Below are 18793 nucleotides of genomic sequence, written 5' to 3' on the forward strand. Positions count from 1 at the left end.
GGGTCACAGCCCCGAACGACCGATGGAAAGGCGGACGTGCTAGAAGATCGACCCCTTGTGGGTCGGACTAGGCGAAGGACTACAGCCCCAGTCTGACCTCCCCTCGTGGAAGCTAACGCCTATCAGAGCTCATCTTCATTTAGTCTGAAGATGAGCTCTAGTTCTTGTGCAATATCAAACTTGCGGTGATGTTCTTGCTGCATTTCAATGTACCTGCATATAGCTGCAACATCTCGCTTGCTAACCGTACTAACAAAGTACCCATCTTGCCAAGCAAAAGAGCCATTCATACCCATCGCAGTATTGAGAAACTTGTTTGTGGACTTCTTTATCTCTCTTACGAAGTTGGAGATGACAAAGTCCCCTGAGTAAGCAATCAATAGTATGTGGATATGATCGCTCATGCCATTTACCTTGATTATGGAGTGACTCTTAGACTTCGAGCAATGTTGTAGATAGGCGTATAGTCTCGGCTGGACATTAGGGGTGAGTAAAGGCTTTCTCCCCTTCGTTGAGAATACAATGTGATAATACAGAGCTGTGTAGTTACCTACATACATGACTTATTGATTTATTTGTCGGGGCGGGCGAAGAGGGCTTTGTAGAGCGTCGAGAGGATTTTGTCGGCTTGGTAGACGGAGGTGACATGATGCCACTTGACGCTGCGATGCCCCTCACGGGACTCGCGCACTTCGCACTCTTTGCCGTAGCTAGCCACGCTCTTGAGGAGTATGTCGAAGGCTTTGCTCTGATAGTATGCCGAGCCACTTGGCGGGAGGAAGAGGATCATCTGCTCACGACGCAGCGACACCTTGACGATGCCGAGGTGGCTGGCTAGTCGTCGCAGACGCGGTACCATAAGCAGGCTTTTGGTTTGCGGTGGCAGTGCGCCAAAGCGATCTCGCAGGCGATCGGCAAAATCTTTTAGTTCGCGGTCGCTCTCCAGCTCGTCCAGTTCACGGTAGAGCAAGATGCGCTCGCTGTCTTGCGGTATGTATTCGTGAGGTAGGGAGAGGTCGAGGTCAGTATCGATCGTGGTGTCGGTGAGCGCATTGCCTAGCTCAGCCTGCTGCTCCGTCTGAGCGGCAAAGAGCGCCGCAAAGTCCTCTTGTTTGACCTCCCGCACTGCCTCCTCAAAGACTTTGCGGTAAGTCTCGAAGCCTAGGTCAGCGATGAAGCCACTTTGCTCTGTACCTAATATGTTGCCGGCACCTCGTATGTCTAGATCCTGCAGAGCGATGCGCATACCGCTACCTAGGTCGGAGAAGCTCTCGATCGCCTTAACACGTCGTGCGGCAGCCTCCGTGAGGGTGCCTAGGGGAGGAGTGATCAGATAACAGTAAGCCCGCTGACTACCTCGCCCCACACGGCCACGGAGCTGGTGCAGGTCGCTCAGTCCGTAGCGATGAGCGGAGTTGATGAGGATCGTATTGACATTGGGCATGTCGATGCCGTTCTCGATGATCGTCGTGGCTAGGAGCAGGTCGTACTTGCGCTCGGCAAAGTCTAGGAGTATCTGCTCCGTCTCGCTCGGGGTCAAGCGCCCGTGAGCAATCGCAATGCGAATGCCGGGGACGCACTCCTCGATCTGTCCCGCCACGCCGTGGATCGACTCGATGCGGTTGTGCACAAAGAAGACCTGTCCGTGGCGTGCTAACTCGTAACCAATGGCATCGGCAATGGTCTCTTGCGACCAGCGAATGAGTCGTGTCGTGACCGGCTGACGATTGCGCGGAGGCGTATTGATGTTGGAGAGATCACGAGCGCCCATTAGGGAGAACTGTAGGGTGCGGGGTATCGGTGTTGCCGAGAGCGTGAGCGTATCTACGTTGACCTGTAGCTTACGAAGCTGCTCCTTAGCTTTGACACCAAACTTCTGCTCCTCGTCTATGATGAGCAGTCCGAGCGACTTGAAGGTGACCCCCTTGCCCAGTAGTCGGTGCGTACCTATTAATATGTCTACTCGTCCGTCCGCTAGATCCTTTAGGATCGCTTTAGACTGCTTGTCGCTCTTAGCTCTTGAGAGGTACTCGATACGGCAGGGCAATCCCTCGAGTCGCTGGCTAAAGGTCTGGTAGTGCTGGTAAGCTAGGATCGTCGTCGGCACCAAGACCGCCACCTGCTTGCTGTCGGCGACCGCCTTGAAGGCCGCTCGTACCGCCACCTCCGTCTTGCCAAAGCCCACGTCACCGCAGACCAATCGATCCATCGGACGGTTACTCTCCATGTCCGCCTTGATCTGCTCGATCGCTTTCAGTTGGTCGGGCGTCTCCTCATAAGCAAAGGAAGCCTCCATCTCGTGCTGCAGGTAGCTATCGGGCGAAAAGGCAAAGCCCGGCTGCTCCTTGCGCGCTGCATAGAGCGCAATGAGGTCACGAGCGATTGACTTGATCTTGGTCTTTGCACGCTCTTTGAGCTTTGTCCAGGCACCCGTGCCTAGTTTGCTGAGCTGTGGCTCGCCCTCCTCTTGCGCTTGGTACTTCGAGAGCTTGTGCAGGCTGTGGATGCTCACAAGGAGCACATCTTTGTTTTGGTAGACCAGCTTGACCACCTCACGTGGCTTGCCGTCTACCTCCGTGGTGAGGAGCCCGTCAAACTGTCCTACACCATGGTCGCTGTGGACGATGTAGTCGCCAGGCGAGATGGCGTGTAGCTCCTTGAGCGAGATAGCCGCATCGGCATTGCGTATGCGGTCACTCTTGAGCTGGTAGTGGTGGTAGCGGTCGAAGACCTGATGATCGGTCAGGAGCAAGACGTCCAAGTCTTTATCCTCAAAACCCTCGTGGACGACTAGTGGCACCCACTCGGGGAGTAGCTCCTCGGCTTCGCGCTCGATGAGAATCTCCTTGAGACGTTGCGCCTGTGCGGACGACTCGGAGAGGAAGAAGCTCTTGAAGAAGCCCCGCTTGCGTACTTGCAGCTCCTCAACCAATAGGTCAAAGTGTCGATGGATCAGTAGCTGTGGCTTGGTAGCAAAGGTAATCCGCTGGTCAACGAAAGAGAGCCCCTTCGTCGGGGTGGCTAGGATCTTCGTGCGCTGCTTTACCTCAGCCGAGAGTTTGTCAGGGGGAAGTAGTAGAGCTCGCATCTCCTCCTGCGTGGCAAAAGCACCTTCGTACTCCACCGCTAGCTCCGCATCGTAGAGTGCTCTCCACTGCTCAGCGAGCGACTCGTAGCGACTGATCCAGAGTTGGTAGTCAGGAGATAGAAGCGACAAGAGCGAGGTCTCTCTGCCAGTGGCATCGCCTTTGACCTGTAGTGCGGGGGCTATCTCAGCACGCTCACACTGATCCACAGAGAGCTGGCTCTCAATGTCAAAGCGGCGTATGCTATCGATCTCATCGTCAAAGAAGTCAATGCGATAAGGATAGGTGCTACCATAGGAGAAGATGTCCACGAGACTACCACGGTAGACCACTTGTCCAGGGCTGTAAACGTAGTCCACCTCTTCGAAGCCCTCCTCGAGTAGTCGCTCTCGCAGCGTGTCACGAGAGATCACATCACCCACGCTAAGCGTGAAGCAGCTCTGGGCGACCTCCTGCTGGGAGGGTATCGCCTCGGCAAGAGCTTCGGGGTAAGAGACGATCAGCGGTGTATCGCCCGCAGCAAGGCTGGCGAGCAGTTCGGCACGCAGCACCTCCTGCGCTGGCTCTCGCTGACCATATTTAATGTGTCTATTGAAGGCTGAGGGGTAGTAGTAAGCTTTGACCCCTAGAGCCTCTAGGTCGCCCAGCATATAGCCCGCACTATCGGCATCCTCGGCAATCACCAGATAAGGGTGCTCACGCGCCAAGGTGGCGAGGATAAAGGCGGGCGCCGAAGCGGTCACCCCCTCGAGCTCTACACAATGATCCTGCTGTAGGGCTTGGCGAAGCTCTACGATACGCGGGTGATCGTGCCAGAGATCGAGGAGGGACATAGGGATAGATTACTTCTGGCGTAGCTGGCGAGCCAGGATCGTATTGCGCATCAGCGTGATGATCGTCATAGGACCTACACCGCCTGGCACAGGCGTGATGTAGGAGCAGAGCGGAGCTACCTCGTCAAAGTCGACGTCGCCCACGATACGAGAGCCGCTCTTCTTCGTTGCGTCGGGCACACGTGTGATGCCCACGTCGATGACGATGGCACCCTCCTTGACCATCTCCTTCTTGACAAAAAGCGGGATACCAATAGCCGCGACCACGATGTCAGCTTGACGGCAGATGGAGGCAATGTCTTTCGTGCGGCTGTGGCAGATCGTTACGGTCGCATTGCCCTGCGCACCCTTCTGGAGGAAGAGCTGAGCGATCGGTTTGCCCACGATGTTGCTTCGTCCGAGGACCACCACATGCTTGCCCTCCGTGCTAATGTTGTAGTGCTTGAGCAGCTCGATGACCCCCTTAGGCGTGGCAGGCACGAGGCACGGCTCGCCAAGGCTGAGGAGTCCCACGTTGATCGGGTGGAAGCCGTCCACATCCTTGCGGTAGTCTACTGCGTGAATGACCGCCTGCTCGTCAATATGCTTCGGCAGTGGCAGCTGGACGATAAAGCCATCTACCTCGGGATCTTTGTTGAGCTGCTCGATCTCTGCGATGAGCTCCTCCTGCGTGATGGACTCGTCAAAGCGCTTCGTCAGAGAGATAAAGCCGACCTCTTCGCAAGCCTTGATCTTGCTCGCTATGTAGGTTTCGCTGGCTCCATCATGTCCCACGATGATAGCACCCAGACTGGGCGGACGTTGCCCCGCAGCGACCATCTGCTGGACCTCTTGAGCGATCTCCTTCTTGATCTCAGTCGCAGTGGTCTTGCCATCTAGGCGAATGAATGATTCTTGTGTCATAGAGTGGTATTTGTATAGATAAATTGTGTTGTTCTGCTCTTGATAGTGAGGTGTCAAGCCATCATTGTGACATCTACCTCTGCTAAGTTGCCGTACAAAGATACCGAAATCTAAGGGATTAACTCTGTCGTAGCGTACCCGCCAACAGTTTCCTACGAAAGGAACTGTAGTGCCATACGGAAGAAACTGTAGTTTCATAGGTGAGAAACTAGAGTTCCCTAGGTAAGAAACTGCAGTACCAACAGGGGTTAGCACTCTAGTTCCACCCTATTGGCACCAATATTTCAGGCGTATTGGAGGTTATGCCTAGACGAGACTGGTCGACCCCACACCCCTAGCCGATGTAAGATGGATGAAATGATAGCCAGCCGCACCGCCACAGCTCTGACCGCTTGCAGGTAATAAAACTATTACCTATCTTTGCAGTAGCAAACGACAAAGAAATGCCGACAATCTTCACGCTATATGGGTACCGCTTTATGTTTTACTCAAACGACCACGAGCCGATACACGTTCACGCCATCAAGGGTAACAGTAGAGCAAAGTTTGACCTCTTCCCCACGGTGGTCCTAGTGTCTAGTAGTGGTGTCAAGGCTCACGAGTTGAGACTATTGGAGCAGATTGTTGTGGAGAATAGGGCGCATATCATCGAGCAGTGGCTCATTTACTTCAATAGCGACAGACGATATGAGAGAAATTAAACGAGTATGGACGACTCCGACCGCTATATGGGTCGAGGACAAGGAGGGTAATCTGAGGTCTGCAAACTTTGCCGACTACCCCCGACTAAGGTATGCTACGCCCGAAGAGCGGGAGGCATACGAGGTTAGCGCAGAGGGCATTCACTGGGATAGCATTAACGAGGACTTAAGCTTTGAGGGTTTCTTCGATACGAGGGAGTTCACCAGCTTATACCGATTCTTCCAGGCAAACCCCGAGCTAAACGCATCTGCCGTAGCCCGCAGGCTAGGCATCTCGCAGAGTCTCTTTGCGCAGTATATCAGTGGGCGCAAGACGCCATCGAGAGAGCGTATGGAGCAGATACAAGAGGAGATACAGCGTATCGGTGAGAGCTTGCTAGCGGTGTCGCTATAGACGGACGATGCGAGAGCGTCTGGCTAGCGACGCTGGGGGTAGATGTAGGGACGGCCGGAGTCAGGGGCAGGCTGCACGAAGACGCTGGTGTGGTAGGCCGCCTGGAGGTGCGCTGCGGTGATAACCATCTGGGGTGTGCCGTGCGCCAGCAGACCTTCGGGACCGAAGAGGATGAGCTCCTCGCAGTATTCGGAGGCTACGTTGATGTCGTGGAGGATCATTAGGATCGTCAGTCCCTCGGTGTGGAGCGTCTCGAGGAGCTGCATGATCTCGCTCGTGTAGCCGATGTCTAGGTGCGAGATGGGCTCGTCGAGGAGCAGGAGCTGCGGCTCCTGCGTGAGTGCTTGTGCTATGGCGACCATCTGCTGTTCGCCACCGCTAAGTTCATCGAGACGCTTGTCGGCTAGTCGTGCGATGCCTGTGCGCTCGATGTATTGGGAGCAACGTGCGTGGTCCTCCTCGCTGTAACCGATCTGGAAGCGCTTGAAGTAGGGCAGTCGCCCCATAAGGACGTAGTCGTAGACCCTTAGCGGCTGAGGGGTGATCTGCTGATTGACCATCGAGACGAGGCGAGCACGCTCACGGAGGGAGTAGTGGGCAAGGGGCTTGTCGAGCAGGCTTACCTTTCCAGAGAGCGGGGGGAGGGCACCTGTGAGGGTCTTGAAGCAGGTGCTTTTGCCAGCCCCATTAGGCCCGATGATGGCGGTCAGGGAGCCACGAGCTATGGTGAGGTCGAGGGGCCCGATGACCGCTTTGCGCCCATAGCCACAGATGAGCTGCTCGGCACGTAAGATCGTCTGACTGGTCATATCTGGTGCGAGCGTCTGGTGCGGTGAATGAGGTGGAGGAAGGCGACGCCGCCGATCAAGCCGGTGATGACGCCTATCGGCAGCTCGATAGGCGAAAGAATGGTGCGTGCCAACATGTCGCAGAGGATGAGGAAGATGCCACCATTGACAAAGCTGCCGACGAGGAGGACGCGGTAGTCATTGCCGAGGAGGATGCGTGTCGCCTGTGGGATGACTAGCCCGACGAAGCCGATGACGCCAGCCACGGAGACGCAGGCACTGGTTAGCAGCGAACTGAGTACGAAGAGCCACAGCACGACCCGTCGGGTGTCGATGCCTAGTTGCTGCGCTTTGAGTTCGCCTAGACGGAGCGCATTGAGCGACTGCACGAAGAGGTAGCTCGTTCCTAGGAGGAGCAGGGTGAAGAGGAGCATGCCCCAGACGATGAACGGCTTGCTCTCTTGTAGCGATCCCATCGTCCAGAAGATGATGCGAGAGAGTTGCTCGGCACGCGCCACAGAGAGGAGGAGCATGACGCCTGACGATGCCATGAAACTGACCATCACACCGACGAGGAGCATGCGCTGTACGCTTAGTCCGTGGCGCTGGTAGCTATTGGCATAGACGAGTAAGATGGTAACCAAGGCTCCGATGAAGCCGAAGGCGGGGAGCGTCAGGAAGGCGGAGGACAAGCCTAAGACTATGGCGAGCGTGACACCGAGCGAAGCACCGCCTGAGATGCCGAGGGTGTACGGCTCGACGAGCGGATTGCGAAAAAGCCCCTGCAGGATAGCTCCGCAGAGGCTTAGCCCGCCACCGATGGAGATGGCGTTGATGATGCGTGGCAGACGTAGCTGCATTAAGATGGTATACTCGACCGAGGTGGGGTCAGAGAGTATCTCCGAGAGTTGCCAGAGAGAGATGGGATGCACCCCGACATGTAGCGATAAGATGGCGACGACGAGGAGCAGCAGCACCATCAATGGGAGCGTCCAGTAGGACTTCGCGAGAGTCGGTCTGTGAGGCATGGGGAAGCAGCTTTTACTCACTAAGGTAGTCGGTCATCAGCTGCAGTGTCTCGACAAAGTGCTGTGGCGTGGGCTGGCTGACGACTTCTCCTGGAAGCGGGCAATAATTGCCTTGCTGTACAGCAGCGACGGAGCGCAGCTTGTGCCACGACTCTTCTGATCCGCTCTCGCTGCCATGATTGGTGATCAGGAAGAGCACCTCGGGGTCTTGCTCTACAACATACTCCAGACTGAGCTGACCATTGCCCGCCACGGTGACGATGTTCGTACAACCGCTGAAGGTGATTAGGTCATTCATATAGGTCGAGGTGGAGGCACCAAAGAGCGGGTCAAAAGCTATCTGCATGAAGGCGCGTGGATGCCAGGGGCGTGTCGCATTGAGCTGCTTGAGCCAGTCGACGCGCTGGTTAATCTCTGTGAGCTGAGACTCGGCACGAGCGCTCACTCCGACTAGCTTGGCAATCTGGCGATACTGCTCCTGTATGGCGTCGTAACTGGCGGGGTTAGTGAACTGAACGACCTCGATGCCGGCGTTCTCCAGTGAAGAGATGGTCTGCGGAGCGGTGAAGTCCGACGCAAAGACGATCGTCGGATGCTGCGCGATGAGTAGCTCTAGGTTGGTCTGTATGGCAGAGCCTACGACAGGGACGCTGTCGGCAATCGCTTCGGTGCAGTAAGAGGTGCAGCCGACGAGGAGCGAATCACACGCGAGGTCGTAGAGCTGATCGGTTACGGAGGGGACAAGCGAGACGACGCGTGGCGCTTGATCTGCGGTCTCTTGCTGACCTGCCTTGTGACAACTGACCAAGAGGGGGAGCAGGAGTAGGAGCGGGAGGAGACGTAGGATCTGTTTGCGTGAGGAGACTATAAGAGAGCTCATAAGTAAGAACAGGGAGCTTAGGAGTGGATGGTAAAGAGGTCGCTGTCTCTCCATACGGGGAACTTCTGCCGAAAAGCTTCCAGAGGCTCCCGCTCTAGCGTGGTGCGCAAGAGTTGGTCTGCGTATGGCTCCACCTCGCAGATCGGTCGTCCGAGGTAGTCGTAGGCTAAGCTTTCGCCTGAGTAGTCGGTGCCAAAGGGGTCGGAGCCGATGCGGTTGACGCCGATGACGTAGGCGACATTCTCGATGGCTCGAGCTTGTAGGAGTGCGCGCCAAGCGGTGATGCGAGGACGAGGCCAGTTGGCGACGACGAGCAGCAGGTCGTAGTCGAGCGAGCCGTCTGTATGGGTGCGGTTGCGACACCAGACGGGGAAACGTAGGTCGTAGCAGGTGATCAGTCGTATGCGCCAGCCACGATAGGTAATGATGTCGTAGCCGTCGCCTGGCGTGAGTCGGCGGTCTTCGCCAGCTATGGAGAAGAGGTGCCGCTTGTCCTGCGCATAGAGCGCTCCATCGGGGAGCATGATGTAGGCGCGGTTGTAGTAGCGTGTAGGCTGCGTCTCGTCGTCCCAGACGAAGGCTGAGGAGGCGATCGCTATCTGATGCTCCTGTGCCAAGGTACGCAGACGCTCCAGTTCAGTTCCCTGCCAGGGACGAGCCGACTGAGTCACCTTGAGGTTGAAGCCCGTGAGCATTACCTCGGGGAAGACGACTAAGTGCGCCCCCTTCTCAGCAGCCGTGCGTATGTCCTCCGCCATGAGGCGAAGGTTTGCCTCGGGATCTGTCCAGACGATGGGACGCTGTGCGAGGAGGACTTGTAATGCTTCGTGCTCCATATTGGGGACTCCTTATGACTCGGCAAAGAGGTGTGGCTTCTTCGCCTGGTCAGCGTGGTACTTACTCCTTATGTAGCGTATATCCTTGTCGAGGTCTCCCGTCGGGACAAACTGCTCGAAGATACCGACCCGCTTCTGCTTGTAGTCTATGACCGCCAGCTGTATGGGTACACCCGCCTCCTCGGCGATGTGGTAGAAGCCGGTCTTCCACCTATCCCGAGCTTTACGCGAGCCCTCAGGCGTGATCGCCACCGCAAAGTCGTCCTTAGCTCGAAAGCGATCTACGACCTGCTCGACCGTATTGCCCTTGCGACTACGATCTATCGGGATGCCTCCCATTGCCTTAAAGATCCACCCGAGTGGTGGGACAAAGAGCTCTTTTTTCATCAAGAAGTGCGCTCTCTGTCCCACCGCTTTGTAGTATAGCTTGCCCCATATGAAGTCCATATTGCTTGTATGGGGAGCTACACAGATGACGCTCTGGCGTGGATAAGTGGCTGGCTCAAGGAGCTGCCAACCACACCAACGCAGTATGAGACGTGCTAGCTTCATGCGGTAGACTAAGCCTCGGGGACTAGAAGTTCATCGCAGAGCTTGCTAACCTCACCCTCGACCTCGTTGACAAAGTGCATGTACTCCTCACGGAGCTTGTTGTAGTAGTTGCGTACGAGCTTGCGCTCGCCCTTGCCATCGGTGTGTGAGATGCGTGCGATGAAGTCTCTCTCGGCATCGATCACCTTCATAATGATCTGCTCGATAGCGTACTCACGCTCTTCGGGAGCTACAGAGTAAAGGATAGATAGATCAAAGAGCATCTCCTCGACCTCTGAGTGTATTGCATGCTTTAGGTTTTTACGACTTGCCATAATTTAATTGGTTATTTGGTTCTTAGCTTACGAAAAATATGATGAGCATCTGCGCCGTCAAGACACGGAGGAACATCGTCAGTGGGTAGACCGTTGCATAGCCCACGGCGGGCGCATCCTCCTCGGTGAGTCCGTTGGCGTAAGCGAGTGCAGGGGGATCGGTCATACTACCGGCCATCACTCCTGAGAGGGTGAGATAGTTGACCTTAAAGACCTTCTTGCCGAGGATTCCGACGATCAGCATCGGTATGATGGTGATGATAAAGCCGTAGCCGACCCAGTGATAGCCTCCATTTACAATAGTATCAACGAAGCCATCGCCAGCACCTATGCCGACACAAGTGAGGAACAGCGCAATACCGATCTCGCGGATCATGAGGTTGGCGCTTTGTGTCGTATAAGTCACGATACCAAACTTAGGTCCGAAGTTGCTCAGTAGGATCGCTACGATGAGTGGACCGCCTGCTAGACCTAGCTTGACAGGCTGAGGAATGCCGGGGAAGATAAAGGGAATAGAGCCGAGGAGCACACCGAGTGCGATACCGATGAAGATACCGATCAGGTTCGGCTCGTTGAGATGCTTCTGCGAGTCACCGACCAGCTCACGCACCTTGTTGACAGAAGCGTCTGAGCCTACGACACGTATCTGGTCGCCCATCTGTAGGCGCATACTAGGATGTGCTACGAGATCCACCCCAGCACGGGTCACGCGGGTTACGTTGACACCATAGATCTGACGTAGCTGTAGCTCACCGAGACGCTTACCATTGAGCGTTTTCTTGGTGATCGTGTACTTGTTGCTGATGAGGTTTGACCCGGTGGGGATCCACTTCTTACGGTCTATGTCGATGCGTTGTCCGAAGATCGCCTCCGTATGATCCAGCTCATGAGGCTGACCGATGACGAAGACACGGTCATGCTCGTGTAGGATGGTGCTACCGGTAGCTACCGTGATCTCTTGTGTCTCATGATTGTAGTGCCGTGAGACGACAATATCGCCATGCTCGAAGTAGCTCGATAGTAGCTCCATGATGGACTTGCCAAAGATAGCGGGGTTTACCACGACAAAGGACGCTGAACGAGCCGTATGCTCCAAGGCATCATCTTGAGAGATGAAGTCCTGCTCCTCCTTGCGTATATTAACCCGTAAGACGGCGCGTACGACCATCATCGAGAGGATGATGCCGATCACGCCCAGTGGGTAAGCAACCGCATAACCCATCGCTATGGAGGGGTCGGACGTACCCATGATGTCTGTGTAAGTCTGCTCAGCAGCACCTAGACCAGGCGTATTCGTCACAGCTCCCGAGAGGATACCCACCATGGTTGACATGGGCAGATCCGAGAGGTACTTGATGACGATGGTTACGCCCACACCGAGCATGACGACTAGGACGGCTAGTAGGTTGAGCTTCAGTCCACCCTTCTTGAGTGAAGGGAAGAAGCCTGGACCTACCTGTAGACCGACGGCATAGATAAAGAGGATCAGTCCAAACTCCTTGATAAAGTGTAGGACTCCTGGGTCAATCTGCATCCCTAGAGCGCCAAAGAAGATCCCCACGAAGAGCACCAGCGTAACCCCTAGGGAGATCTTGCCGATCTTGATGCGTCCTAGGAGCATCCCCACGGCGATGACTAGGGCTATCAGGAAGACAGAGTGCGCTATCCCCGTGCCGACAAATAAGTTTTCAAACCAATTCATTGTACAATAAGCTTTTTACTTGATGTGATGTAGAGAGTATGTAGTATAATAAGATGCGTGCGTCACAAGAAGCTTCTAAAGTGTGCAGCGGGGATGCTACTTACCCTTGAGTAACTGGTGATAAGTAGTCAAATCCCCGAGGAGCGACACGGCGCGCTGTGCCACTTTGTCTCGCGTCATATAGTATTCAAGTCGACCCTCGTCGTAGTAGTAACGTGAGAGGATCTCCATATTGAGATAATCACGAATGAAGCTCTCGTAGGTCTTCATCAGCCGAGGCGTATCAGCCTTTAGACATTTCTGAAAAGCGGCAAACTCGCCCGATACCTCATCGTAGCGCTGCTCCCCTTTGAGCGCCTCTTCTACCTTTTTGACCAGTTCGTCAGCCATAGACTTGAAGGTAAATCCACTATCTATCACCTTCTTCTGATAGGCTGCATAAGCCTCATCTCCTAGATCGAAGCTCCTGAGTGTACTCCGCTCGGGAGCTTTGTGCGTTAGTAGGTAGTCGGTAACAAAGTCATAGGTGATCGCGTCAAAGAGCAAGGTGCCTAGCAACGAAGGGATCGAGTCTGACGGGCAAACAATGTCAGGCATGATGCCTCCGGCGGCATAGACGGTACGTCCGCCCGTAGTCGTGTAGGGTGTACCGAGCGAGTCAGTCTCATTGACCTGCTTGGCGCCTCCACGGTGATTGTAAGAGAGCTTCTGTATCGATCGTCCACTAGGTATGTAGTAGCGCGCAGTCGTCAGCTTGAGCAGTCCGCCATCGGGTAGCTCAAGCGTCCCCTGTACCAACCCCTTGCCAAAGCTCTTGCGTCCCACGATCACTGCACGATCATAGTCCTGCAAAGCACCCGCCACGATCTCCGAGGCGGAGGCAGAGCCCTCGTTGATCAGCACGACGAGTGGGAGCTCTGTGTCGAGAGGATCTTTAGTCGTCTTGTAGCTGTTACTCTGCTGTGGATAGCGTCCCTTGAGCGAGACCACCGGTTGCCCCTTGGGAATAAATAGATTGACCAGCTGTATCGCTTGCTCCATCAGTCCGCCACCATTGTCGCGGAGGTCAATGACTAGCCCGTTCAGCTTGCCACCAGCCTCCTTCTGTAAGCGGTCATAAGCTTTGAGAAACTCTTGACTAGTAGTCGTGGAGAAGGTATTTACGGAGATAAAGCCCACACGATCAGCGAGGAGCTCCGCATAAGATATGGGGTTCAGGTCGATGCGCTCACGATCGAAGGTGACCGTCAGCGAGTCCTGCGCATAGCCCGGACGGCGCACCACAAGCGTGATAGGCGTACCCGGCTCACCACGTAGCTCATTGCGCACATCGACCACCTTCGTGTGGGAGAAGTCCTTGCCATTGATCCGCCATATGATGTCTGCTGGGCGTAGCCCCGCCTTGTCGGCCGCTTTGCCCTGCATGAGCGAACCAATGATGACGACTGAGTCTTGATGCTGTCGTAGGATCGCACCGATACCGCCGTATAGTCCCGTCGTACTCTCCTCAAAAGCTTTGGTCTCCTCCTCGTTGAAGTAAACCGTGTAGGGATCCAACTGCTGCAGCATATAGGTGAGCGCTCCGTCGTAGAGCGTGGTCAGGTCGACTGTGTCAACAAAGAAGTTGCGCACATTGCTCAGTACGCTCCCCATCACCGCCATAGTAGTGGTAAAGTCATTCGCAGAGCGTGACGTAGAGGTCTCTTGAGCCGACAGTCTCATCGGAGTCCATGCTAAGGAGCCGAGGAGGAGCAGCGTGAGTAGGGAGTTGGAGAGTTGTTTCATACGATATTCACGACATTGCTACAAAGATACGGAATAAGTAGATACCTCGTTAGAGATTAGACTTTAGAAGTTAGAGATTAGAGGTTAGAAGATTTTCTCTCGGGAGTCTAGTGCCACTCGTAGCCCTAGTGACTTTAGCTAGAAGCCACGTACCTCAGTGACGAGCGTGGAGACCTGCGCTTTGAGTTCGTTGAGAAACTGTCCCGGATCGTACTCCCGACTCTCTATCTGTCGCAGCTTGAGCTCCCAGCGACCTGTCAGCTCAGCACTCTTGAGCAGCGGGTCTTGTATCGACTCGATCAACTGTATACCCGCAGGTGTGGCGCGTAGCGATTTGCCCTCACGGACTATGTAGCCCCGCTTGAAGAGCGTCTCAATGATGGCTGCTCGTGTGGAGGGACGACCGATGCCGTTCATCTTAAGCGCATCTCGTAGTTCCTCGTCCTCGACGCCCTTGCCCGCTGTTTCCATAGCACGTAGGAGCGTCGCCTCGGTATAGTAGCGTGGTGGCGTAGAGGTGCTCTCACGGATCGTCGGCTCGTGAGGACCCGACTCGCCCTCCTTAAAGGTGGGTAGTGTCTGCTCCTTTTCCTTGTCTCCCTCCGTCGTATCGTCCCCTTCCTTACCACTGTCTGGCTTGAGCACTTCACGCCACCCCTCCACGAGGATCGTCTTGCCCGAGGCGCGTAGCGGGTACTCCTCGACGGTAGCACGTACGGTAGTCGTCGAGACCTTAGCATCTGGGTAAAAGGCTGCTATGTAGCGCAGTGCTACGAGGAGGTAGATCTGCTCCTCATCGGGCGTGAGTCCACTGCTCAGCTGTCCTGTCGGAATGATCGCATGGTGGTCCGTGATCTTCTTATTGTCAAAGACCTTCTTGCTCTTCTTCAACGGCTTACCACTACTCAGTAGCGGTGCGATGAAGCCCCCTAGAGCCGCATGTCGCGCGATGCCTTGGAGCGTCTCCCCCACCTTGGGGTATTGATCTTCGGGTAGGAAGGTGGTGTCGACACGTGGGTAGGTGGTCACCTTCTTCTCATAGAGAGACTGTATGAGTCGGAGCGTCTGCTCAGCCGTGTAGCCATACTTTTTATTCGCCTCCACCTGTAGGGAGGTAAGGTCGAAGAGTCGTGGCGGATACTCCGTCGACTTCTTCTGCTCGACCGTCTGCACGACAAGCGGCTCCTTTGCGATACGCTCGATCAGCTCCTCGACCTGCTGCCGCTCCGCAAAGGTTACCTCGACCTCTTGCGTTGTATCTGCCTTAAAGAGCGTCCCTCGGTAAGTGGTCTGCATCTCGTAGGTAGTGACCGGTACGAAGCTCTCGATCTCCGCCTGTCTATCGACGACCAGCGCTAGTGTCGGCGTCTGCACACGACCTACCGAGCGCACGCCTCGCTGCCGACTGCCATAGCGATCTGTGAGGGTGTAGAGACGTGTCCCGTTGATCCCTAGGAGCCAGTCACCGATGGCACGTGCTAAGCCGGCGTAGTAGAGCGTGTCTAGCTCTTTGCTGGGGCGCAAATTGGCAAAGCCCTCGCGTATCGACTGATCCGTCAGCGAGGAGATCCATAGACGCTCCACCGGGCAGGTGCAGCCCGCTAGTTGGAGTACCCAGCGCTGTATCAGCTCTCCCTCTTGGCCCGCATCACCGCAGTTGATGACTCGCTCAGCTTGCGAGACCAGTCCTTGGATAATGGCAAACTGCCGCTCGATGTGCTCCTCGTGAATCAGCTTGATGCCGAAGCGCTCTGGGATCATCGGCAGCGAAGCTAGTCGCCACCCCTGCCAGCTGGTCTGGTAGTCCTCCGGCTCCTTGAGCGTGCAGAGGTGACCATAGGTCCAGGTGACCGCATAGCCATTGCCCTCGATATAGCCCGAGCGAGCCTCAGTGGCTCCAAGTATCTTAGCTATGTCACGCGCTACGGATGGTTTCTCAGCGATGCAGACGATCATAGCGGGTCACTTACTCATTAGTCGTACCAGCTCCCGTCTGCATCAGGTAAGCCTTGATAAAAGCATCTAGATCGCCATCCATGACCCCGTTGACATCAGAAGTCTGATAACCCGTACGGTGATCCTTGACACGACGATCATCAAAGACGTAACTACGTATCTGAGAGCCCCACTCGATCTTCTTCTTGTTCGCCTCTACCTCACTCTGGGCAGCACGACGACGCTCCAGCTCCTTGTCGTAGAGCTGCGAGCGCAAGAGGCGCAGGGCGTTCTCACGATTGTCCATCTGGGAGCGCGTCTCAGTGTTTTCGATTACGATCTCCTCCGTCTCGCCCGTGTCGGGGTCGGTATACTGGTAGTGGAGGCGTACGCCCGTCTCCACCTTGTTGACATTTTGCCCACCAGCCCCACTCGAGCGGAAGGTATCCCACGAGAGCAAGCCGGGGTTCACCTCGACCTCTATCGAGTCGTCCACGAGAGGTACGACGAAGACCGAGGCAAACGAAGTCATTCGCTTACCCTGTGCATTATAGGGAGAAACACGTACGAGTCTGTGCACGCCATTTTCACTCTTGAGGAAGCCGTAGGCCAGCTCGCCCTCGATCTGCATGGTGACCGTCTTAATGCCGGCATCGTCGCCGTCCTGCCAGTTGGTGATGGTCACCTTGTAGCCCGACCGCTCTGCCCAGCGCTGGTACATACGCACCAGCATCGAGGCCCAGTCCTGGCTCTCGGTACCACCAGCACCCGCATTGATCTTGAGGACAGCCCCTAGGCGATCCTCCTCAGCGCTCAGCATGTTGCGTAGCTCGAGGTCTTCGACTAGCTTGATGGCACGTGCATAGGCATCGTCCACATCTTGCTCTTCGATGGCCTCCTCTTTGTAAAAGTCATACGCTAGAGCCACCTCCTGCGTAGCGGCATCGACAGCCTCAAAAGCCTCGATCCATGAGCGTATCTCGCCCACACGCCGCATCTGCTGCTGGGCTCGTGGCACATCATCCCAAAAGTCTGGAGCTTGTGTCCGGAGCTCCTCTTCTTCTAGTTGGACACGTCGCTGGTCGATGTCAAAGATACCTCCCCAGCGCCTTCGTGCGCTCCAACAGCTCTGCTAGTTGGTCCTGTGTTATCATAATATATTTGGTTATCTAGAGAGCGTACGCCACGATGGTGTGGCGTGCGCTCTTTGATTTATTGTATGAAATGGGAGGTCAAAGGTACAGCTTTTCGATCAGCTCGGCGTACTGCTCGAGGATCGCTTTGCGCTTCAGCTTGAGCGTCGGAGTGAGTGTACCCGCCTCGACGGAGAATGGCTCGGCAAGTAGTGCGATGCGCTTAACCTTCTCAAAGCCTGCCAAGTGAGCCTGCAGCGGCTCTATATGGCTCAGGAGCAAGTCGCACACCTCGCTACGCTGCGCCAGAGCCTCTGTGGGGAGGTCGGCCAGAGCCTCCTGCCCACGCTCACGGAGCCGACGACGTAGCTGCTCGTAGTTAGGATAGATCAGCGCTGCGACAAACTTGCGCTCATCGGCCACCACAGCGCACTGCTCGATGAGCGGACTGCTGCTCAGGAGGGACTCTATCTGCTGCGGAGCTATGTACTTACCATTGCTCGTCTTGTATAGCTCTTTGATCCGCTCGGTGAAGTAGAGGGTACGTTCCTCCAGCCGTCCCGCATCTCCCGTACGGAACCACCCGTCATCGGTAAAGGCGGCTGCATTTGCCTCATCATTGTGGTAGTAGCCAGGCGTGATGGTATCGCCACGTAGCTGTATCTCTTGCGTCTCGGGATCTATGCGTACCTCTACACCTGGGAGTACCTCCCCGACGGAGCCTATGACATAGCGCCCTGGTAGATAGCAGGAGACTGTTGCTGAGGACTCGGAGAGCCCATAGCCGACGACGATGTTAAAGCCGGCCGACTGCAAGAACTCGTTGATCTCATTCGAGAGCGGGGCTCCCGCGGTCGGGAAGAAACGTCCTCGCTCCAGTCCTAGGACACGCTTGAGGATGTAGAATACAGTGTAGCGGTAGACCGCATTGGATAGGCGTAGCCCCAAAGGAGCTTTACGACCATGGATGCGGTAGTCGATATGGTACTTATGTCCCACACGTAGAGCCTTCTGATAGATGCGCTGCATCATAGGCTTCGACCGCTCGATGTGCTCTTGTACGCCTTGATAGACTTTCTCCCAGTATCGGGGCACATTGCACATCACGGTGGGACGTATCTGTGGCATCAACTCCATGATGCGCTTAGGATTGGTCACGACGACCACTTTGATAGCTGTGGCAAGGCAGAAGTAGACCCAGAGCTTCTCGAAGACATGGCTCAGCGGGAGGAAGTTGACCGATACGTCGTGATCGTTTAGTGTCGGGAAGAGTTGCTGGTGTCGCTCCACCTGTGTCAGGATCATGCGATGGGTGATCTGCACCCCCTTGGGTGTGCCGGTGGTACCTGAAGTGTAGATGATGACGGCCGTCTCGTCGGGCGTGCCAGCACCTAGCTGCGCCCGCACCTCTGTCTCGTAGGGCATCGCATCACCCATCGAGAGGAAAGTCTCAAAGTACTCACTCCGGTCGTCCGCAGGATCACGCACCACCCGCTCATCTAGGATGACCAACTGGCGTAGCGTGGGGTGGGTCGCTAGGAGTGGGTAGACATTGTTGTACTGAAACTGCTCCCCTACGAGGATCAGCTTGGCCCCTGCATGCTCCGTGATGTAGGCTACCTGCTCAGGCGAGCAAGTAGCATAGAGCGGTACGCATACGGCACGTATCGCCATCAAGCCCAGCTCGGTGATGATACCCTCCATCATGTTTTGTGAGTAGAGTGCCACTCGGTCGCCAGGCTGTACACCAGCCCGTACGAGTGCTTGCGCCGCCAGCATAATCTGCTCATCTAGCTGCTCCCCACTCCACTCATGCCATTGCTCCTCGGGCGTCCGATCCATATAGCGTAGGAGGGTCTTGTGCCGATAAGTGGTAGCAAAGAGCTTGAGCAAATCACTTATATGGTTCATGGTCAGGTTAGA

At 55.6% G+C, this 18793-nt stretch carries 16 protein-coding genes; 2 read left to right on the forward strand and 14 right to left on the reverse strand.

The window, feature by feature from the left end; translation table 11 throughout:
• Window positions 1-122: 122 nt before the first annotated feature.
• The 3 genes from tnpA to folD are packed head-to-tail and all read right to left on the reverse strand — an operon-like array spanning window position 123 to window position 4822.
• On the reverse strand, window positions 123-560 hold the full coding sequence (gene tnpA / locus PORAS_RS01535; RefSeq protein WP_013759925.1) for an IS200/IS605 family transposase: 438 nt from the start codon (window positions 558-560) through the stop codon (window positions 123-125).
• An 11-nt stretch (window positions 561-571) separates the two neighbouring features.
• Window positions 572-3919: a transcription-repair coupling factor gene (gene mfd / locus PORAS_RS01540; RefSeq protein WP_013759926.1), complete on the reverse strand. Its 3348-nt coding sequence runs from the start codon at window positions 3917-3919 to the stop codon at window positions 572-574.
• 9 nt (window positions 3920-3928) lie between these two features.
• Window positions 3929-4822 carry a bifunctional methylenetetrahydrofolate dehydrogenase/methenyltetrahydrofolate cyclohydrolase FolD gene (gene folD, locus PORAS_RS01545; protein WP_044211159.1) on the reverse strand — a complete coding sequence of 298 codons (894 nt, stop codon included), beginning with the start codon at window positions 4820-4822 and terminating at the stop codon, window positions 3929-3931.
• Between the two features lie 443 nt (window positions 4823-5265).
• Here folD and PORAS_RS01550 point away from each other — a divergent pair, with 443 nt between their 5' ends.
• Entirely contained in the window at window positions 5266-5523 is a 258-nt protein-coding gene (locus PORAS_RS01550; protein ID WP_013759928.1) for a DUF4160 domain-containing protein, read from the forward strand.
• Window positions 5510-5917, forward strand: a complete 408-nt coding sequence (locus PORAS_RS01555; protein ID WP_013759929.1) for a DUF2442 domain-containing protein — start codon at window positions 5510-5512, stop codon at window positions 5915-5917. The genes PORAS_RS01550 and PORAS_RS01555 overlap by 14 nt, the downstream gene beginning before the upstream one ends.
• Before the next feature lie 23 nt (window positions 5918-5940).
• Here PORAS_RS01555 and PORAS_RS01560 read toward each other — a convergent pair whose 3' ends face one another.
• The 11 genes from PORAS_RS01560 to PORAS_RS01610 all read right to left on the reverse strand — a co-directional run bounded on the left by PORAS_RS01560 (window position 5941) and on the right by PORAS_RS01610 (window position 18781).
• A complete protein-coding gene (locus tag PORAS_RS01560; RefSeq protein WP_013759930.1) occupies window positions 5941-6726 on the reverse strand; it encodes an ABC transporter ATP-binding protein in 786 nt (261 codons plus the stop codon).
• Entirely contained in the window at window positions 6723-7733 is a 1011-nt protein-coding gene (locus tag PORAS_RS01565; protein ID WP_044211162.1) for a FecCD family ABC transporter permease, read from the reverse strand. Before PORAS_RS01565 ends, PORAS_RS01560 begins: the two co-directional genes overlap by 4 nt.
• Window positions 7734-7746: 13 nt before the next feature.
• Entirely contained in the window at window positions 7747-8613 is an 867-nt protein-coding gene (locus PORAS_RS01570) for an ABC transporter substrate-binding protein (RefSeq protein ID WP_004331117.1), read from the reverse strand.
• A 17-nt stretch (window positions 8614-8630) separates the two neighbouring features.
• Entirely contained in the window at window positions 8631-9449 is an 819-nt protein-coding gene (locus PORAS_RS01575) for a nitrilase-related carbon-nitrogen hydrolase (protein WP_013759932.1), read from the reverse strand.
• A gap of 12 nt (window positions 9450-9461) precedes the next feature.
• Entirely contained in the window at window positions 9462-10001 is a 540-nt protein-coding gene (locus PORAS_RS01580; protein ID WP_013759933.1) for a lysophospholipid acyltransferase family protein, read from the reverse strand.
• Window positions 10002-10009: 8 nt separating this feature from the next.
• Window positions 10010-10315, reverse strand: coding sequence for a hypothetical protein (locus PORAS_RS01585; protein WP_013759934.1), 306 nt, complete (start codon window positions 10313-10315; stop codon window positions 10010-10012).
• Between the two features lie 22 nt (window positions 10316-10337).
• Entirely contained in the window at window positions 10338-12017 is a 1680-nt protein-coding gene (locus PORAS_RS01590; RefSeq protein ID WP_013759935.1) for a putative transporter, read from the reverse strand.
• Between the two features lie 96 nt (window positions 12018-12113).
• Window positions 12114-13802 (reverse strand): S41 family peptidase, encoded by a 1689-nt coding sequence (locus PORAS_RS01595; RefSeq protein WP_013759936.1) that lies wholly within the window; start codon window positions 13800-13802, stop codon window positions 12114-12116.
• A gap of 138 nt (window positions 13803-13940) precedes the next feature.
• A complete protein-coding gene (locus PORAS_RS01600; protein ID WP_004331116.1) occupies window positions 13941-15758 on the reverse strand; it encodes a DNA topoisomerase 3 in 1818 nt (605 codons plus the stop codon).
• 10 nt (window positions 15759-15768) lie between these two features.
• Window positions 15769-16891 (reverse strand): peptide chain release factor 2 gene (prfB, locus tag PORAS_RS01605; protein ID WP_013759937.1). Its coding sequence is split into 2 segments (ribosomal slippage): window positions 15769-16827 and window positions 16829-16891, totalling 1122 coding nucleotides; the frame shifts between segments, so codons are not numbered across the junction.
• Between the two features lie 78 nt (window positions 16892-16969).
• On the reverse strand, window positions 16970-18781 hold the full coding sequence (locus PORAS_RS01610; protein WP_013759938.1) for an AMP-dependent synthetase/ligase: 1812 nt from the start codon (window positions 18779-18781) through the stop codon (window positions 16970-16972).
• Between the last annotated feature and the right edge of the window lie 12 nt (window positions 18782-18793).

It is taken from the genome of Porphyromonas asaccharolytica DSM 20707 (genome assembly GCF_000212375.1).
GTDB classification, from domain to species: Bacteria; Bacteroidota; Bacteroidia; order Bacteroidales; family Porphyromonadaceae; genus Porphyromonas; species Porphyromonas asaccharolytica.

Coding starts and splice junctions, on each gene's coding strand:
- tnpA (WP_013759925.1), bottom strand. CDS start 560: ATGTATGTAGGTAACTACACAGCTCTGTATTATCACATTGTATTCTCA.
- mfd (WP_013759926.1), bottom strand. CDS start 3,919: ATGTCCCTCCTCGATCTCTGGCACGATCACCCGCGTATCGTAGAGCTT.
- folD (WP_044211159.1), bottom strand. CDS start 4,822: ATGACACAAGAATCATTCATTCGCCTAGATGGCAAGACCACTGCGACT.
- PORAS_RS01550 (WP_013759928.1), top strand. CDS start 5,266: ATGCCGACAATCTTCACGCTATATGGGTACCGCTTTATGTTTTACTCA.
- PORAS_RS01555 (WP_013759929.1), top strand. CDS start 5,510: ATGAGAGAAATTAAACGAGTATGGACGACTCCGACCGCTATATGGGTC.
- PORAS_RS01560 (WP_013759930.1), bottom strand. CDS start 6,726: ATGACCAGTCAGACGATCTTACGTGCCGAGCAGCTCATCTGTGGCTAT.
- PORAS_RS01565 (WP_044211162.1), bottom strand. CDS start 7,733: ATGCCTCACAGACCGACTCTCGCGAAGTCCTACTGGACGCTCCCATTG.
- PORAS_RS01570 (WP_004331117.1), bottom strand. CDS start 8,613: ATGAGCTCTCTTATAGTCTCCTCACGCAAACAGATCCTACGTCTCCTC.
- PORAS_RS01575 (WP_013759932.1), bottom strand. CDS start 9,449: ATGGAGCACGAAGCATTACAAGTCCTCCTCGCACAGCGTCCCATCGTC.
- PORAS_RS01580 (WP_013759933.1), bottom strand. CDS start 10,001: ATGAAGCTAGCACGTCTCATACTGCGTTGGTGTGGTTGGCAGCTCCTT.
- PORAS_RS01585 (WP_013759934.1), bottom strand. CDS start 10,315: ATGGCAAGTCGTAAAAACCTAAAGCATGCAATACACTCAGAGGTCGAG.
- PORAS_RS01590 (WP_013759935.1), bottom strand. CDS start 12,017: ATGAATTGGTTTGAAAACTTATTTGTCGGCACGGGGATAGCGCACTCT.
- PORAS_RS01595 (WP_013759936.1), bottom strand. CDS start 13,802: ATGAAACAACTCTCCAACTCCCTACTCACGCTGCTCCTCCTCGGCTCC.
- PORAS_RS01600 (WP_004331116.1), bottom strand. CDS start 15,758: ATGATCGTCTGCATCGCTGAGAAACCATCCGTAGCGCGTGACATAGCT.
- PORAS_RS01610 (WP_013759938.1), bottom strand. CDS start 18,781: ATGAACCATATAAGTGATTTGCTCAAGCTCTTTGCTACCACTTATCGG.